Annotated in this window: 2 protein-coding genes and 1 pseudogene; all 3 read right to left on the bottom strand. The window is 44.5% G+C overall.

Annotation, left to right across the window (positions count from 1 at the left end):
• On the bottom strand, positions 1–201 hold a 201-nt coding region (locus tag QUB35_RS38620; RefSeq protein ID WP_333148317.1), incomplete at its 3' end, for a hypothetical protein.
• Between the two features lie 410 nt (positions 202–611).
• Positions 612–2993: an ATP-binding protein gene (locus tag QUB35_RS38615; RefSeq protein ID WP_333148315.1), complete on the bottom strand. Its 2382-nt coding sequence runs from the start codon at positions 2991–2993 to the stop codon at positions 612–614.
• Positions 2994–3662: 669 nt separating this feature from the next.
• A pseudogene (locus QUB35_RS38610) lies at positions 3663–3860 on the bottom strand (hypothetical protein); the annotation flags it as partial.

The following is a 3860-nucleotide window of genomic DNA, read 5'->3' as shown; positions in this document are numbered from 1 at the left end:
CTGAGGGATAACCGCTCCCATGCTCCCGATGAAGTAAGAAGCAAATGTCGAGACTTGTCTAGTATTTGTGTAGCAGTAAACAATCAAGTGAGCGTGAGTTGTTAGCAGATTATCGGCTGTACCTCTGCTCAGCATTGCTCTGTCAAATCGTGCTGCTCTGAACAAAATCGTCCTAATGCTTTGCGATCTACCGAACGTCATATATCAATATCTGAGGTACGAACTCTAAAAACCGAGTTAACTTTGATCGCAGTCTTGGGATTTGGTGATTGTACAATCTGCCGAACGTCATATATCGATATCTGAGGTACAGACTCTCACCGCAGAGTTGATTTTGATCGCAGTCTTGGGATTTGGTGATCGTACAATCTGCCGAACGTCATATATCGATATCTGAGGTACGGGTTGTAAACACAGAGTTAACTTTGATCGCAATCTTGGGATGGTGATCTCGCCTCATCTACCGAAATGCACTCGGTGAACGTCAGATATCGATATCTGAGGTACGATTCTCAAAACCGAGTTAACTTTGAGAATAGTCTTGGGATTTGGCGATAGACTAAGGTTGAACTTCATATATTGATATATGAGGTACGAATCTAAAAACCGAGTTAACTTTGATCGCAGTCTTGGGATTTTGCGATAGTACAATCTGCCGAAATGCACTTCTGAGTCAAATCGCTGATAATATCTAAGCTCATATTATCAACTAATTTAGTCAGAGCCGCAGCAAGAGGCTTCTGCGACAGGGGAATTCGCTCAATCAACAGCCTTACCGCTTGCTCATCTCCACAAGCGGCTGCTTTGTAAAGCTTCTCAATCAACTCCCTCGGCAACACAGACAGCGACTCAGAAGTCAGTTGCACAACAGGCTCATCCTGTTCCGACTTCCTCGGCGACTCCTCTACATAGATATAGCGAACACCCAAATGAAGCGCCATCTTTTCAAAAATTACTGTTTCTCGGAACGGTTTGGCAACAAAGTCATCGAAGCCGTTCGACATGGCGAGTTCCTGGGTTTTAACAAAAGCATTAGCGCTCAAAGCAATAATTTTAGTGTTAGAACCGTTAGGCAGAGTTCTAATTTTTTGAGCAGCTTGAAAGCCGTCTAGAGCAGGCATCCTCAAATCCATCCAAATTAAATGCGGCTTGTACTTTCGCCACAATTTAACAGCCTTAATTCCGTTATCCGCAAACCACACCAGAAAGCCAGCCGACTTCAATATCTGAGTTAGCAACAACCGATTTGCCGACTCATCATCCGCTACCAGAATGCGATATATTTGTTGGTTGGGTGCCAACCCCTTCACTCGTTTTTGCGGCAATCTGTCATAAATTTCGCTCTCAGTTGCATGACTGACTTTAACGTAAAAACTAAAAACCGTTCCTTTCCCCACAGAACTTTTGACCTTAATTTCACCACCCATCAGCTTCACAAAAGAGTTACTGATTGGCAATCCCAAACCCGTTCCCGTTTGCGATTTTCTGCCAGCAGAAGCTTGCACGAACGGCTTAAACAAACGGCTAACCTCATCAGGCGCAATGCCTGGGCCTGTATCCTTCACAGAGAATTGGAGAAAGAATTTGGGTAAAGGTTTTTTAGCCATAGACTGAAGGCATTTTACAGTCAGCTTCACCCTACCCGCCTCAGTAAATTTAACAGCATTACCCAACAGATTAATCAAAACTTGGCGCAGCTTGCTTTCATCAGTTCGGACGTATTGCGGTACATCTTTCCGGAGTTCAAAAACAAGTTGCAATCCCGACGACTGAGCTTTGAGTTGGAACATCCGTTCTATGTCCGAGAGCAAACTGTACAAGTCAACAGCAGTTTCTTCGAGGGTGATTTGACCTGCTTCAATTTTGGACAGCGACAAAATATCGTTGATTAGTTTCAACAAATGCTCGCCACTGCGATTGATAATATCTAAACTCGACTGCTGTTCCGGTGCAGTTTTTTTAGAGTTCACAAGGAGGTGGGCAAAGCCGATAATCGCATTCAGAGGCGTTCTCAATTCGTGGCTCATATTGGCCAGAAAGGTACTTTTAGCGCGATTGGCACTTTCGGCGGCAATTTTAGCTTGTTTTAGTTCAAGAGTTTTCTGTGCAACTTGCCGCTTTAAATCGCCAGAATATTCTTCTAACCGCTGGCGAGATGCTTTTAACTGGCAATTCATGCGCTCGAAAGCACAGGCTAGGGCTTCGAGTTCGGCAATACCGCTACCTGAAACTGTTGAGTCGAAGTCGCCACCAGCTATCGCCTCTGTTGCCGAAATTAACCGCAGCAGCCGCTGTTCTATTCTTAGGGAAATGGACAGCAAAAGGCAGATAGAAAGAACCAAAGCCAGTAGCACGAGCAAAATAGTGTTGCGGGTGTTGGCCTGAACTTTTTGGGTGAAGTCGGTTTCGGGTACAACTGCCACAATCAGCCAATTTAAGCCTTTCGGGTTTTTAAAAGGTCTGACTTGTAGCAAGTATAGTGAGTTGCTGGCAGTAAAGTTAAGATTTTGGCTGCTGTTAATAGCAGCGAGGCTGCCATAATGTTTAAGCAAATACTCTGTTGAAAGCTGGATTACTTTTTGTTGCAGAGCTTGGGCGCTTTCTCGCTGCAGTCCGTCAACAGAAATAGACGGTTTTGGTTCAGTTACCTCGTTCCGAGCCACTAAACGTCCCGAACGGTCTAAGATAAAGGCTTGACAGTTAGGGCTAATGAGGAAATCGTTCAAGTTGAATGTTGAGGTTGGGGTGGGAAAAGCAGGATTTGTTTTTTGTTGACGGAATATTGTCTTTGGAGAGTCTGACCCATTTTTTTTCCCATTTGGTTTGATTGTGACTCCGGCTGTTTGACTTGGGGAAAGTTGGTTTACCGAACCAGTAGGAATTTGATTGTAAGTCCCTTCTCCTTTCCCAACCCCTTCTGTTAAGTAGTTGTCAAGGCGGTCAGAGATACGGCTCGTTGCTTCTCCCAATAGGTGTGCAACTACGTCATTCATTGTCTGCCGCCCTGTTTGAAAAGAAAGCCATCCCGTCAGACATAGTAAGGTTGAAATTAGAAGAGCGTTGGGGACTGTAAGCACAACGCGCAGCGGGAGGGCAGACTTTTTTTGAACTGAGCTTTTTGGGCGGAACATTGATTAAAAAAAGGGAGTGGGAATGAGGAAAAAAACGTTCTTCCGAGAAAGTATTACTGCCGAATTGTTCCACAAACAAATATTTGAAAGGTCAATTCACAACTCATAATCAAAGCTTCGCGTTGAGCAGGAAGTAGAAGAATTCTGCTATTTTCCCTTACCATCCCCGCTCGCTTTTGTTATGCTTTTTGACTAATCGCTATTTATAGCGCAGCTTCAAACCAACCTGAATCAGTCAAAAGCTATAAGTTCTCAGAGCGAGCGGTTAGCGACACAGGCTCTCGCCTGACTCAGCGCGGGCAGTATTAAGGAGATGATTGGCATCTCAACTAACCCAAGTTGCGTGCTTAAAACCGCTCTTGACTGGTAATGGGTAATGGGTAATGGGTAATTGGAACAATTTAAGATTTGAGATTTGAGATTTTAAATTGATGGCTCGCCGTTTATCCCGCTCTGTGCTTGACCCCGGAACGAATGCACTTGCCTAACTCTGTCTAACATGAGTTAGATATGAGTAGGTTTGTGTGAGCGCTAGTTTGGTTCTTCAAAAACTATTTTGGCTAGTTCGACAATCACAGACAAGTCTACTCCGGCTCGTGCAGCAGCATCGGCCGCCGATAGATTGTGGTTTCTTACTAGAGCTAAAAATTGTCGCACGCTGTAGACTACTGGGTCGTTGGCTGCTGTGTAGCCTTTTTGAATGGCAATCAGCAATCCTTTTTCGACATC

It is taken from the genome of Microcoleus sp. B13-B6, assembly GCF_036705405.1.
Taxonomy (GTDB): Bacteria; Cyanobacteriota; Cyanobacteriia; order Cyanobacteriales; family Microcoleaceae; genus Microcoleus.
Note: the sequence above shows the minus strand (reverse complement) of the source record. Positions and strands in the feature narration are given on the sequence as shown.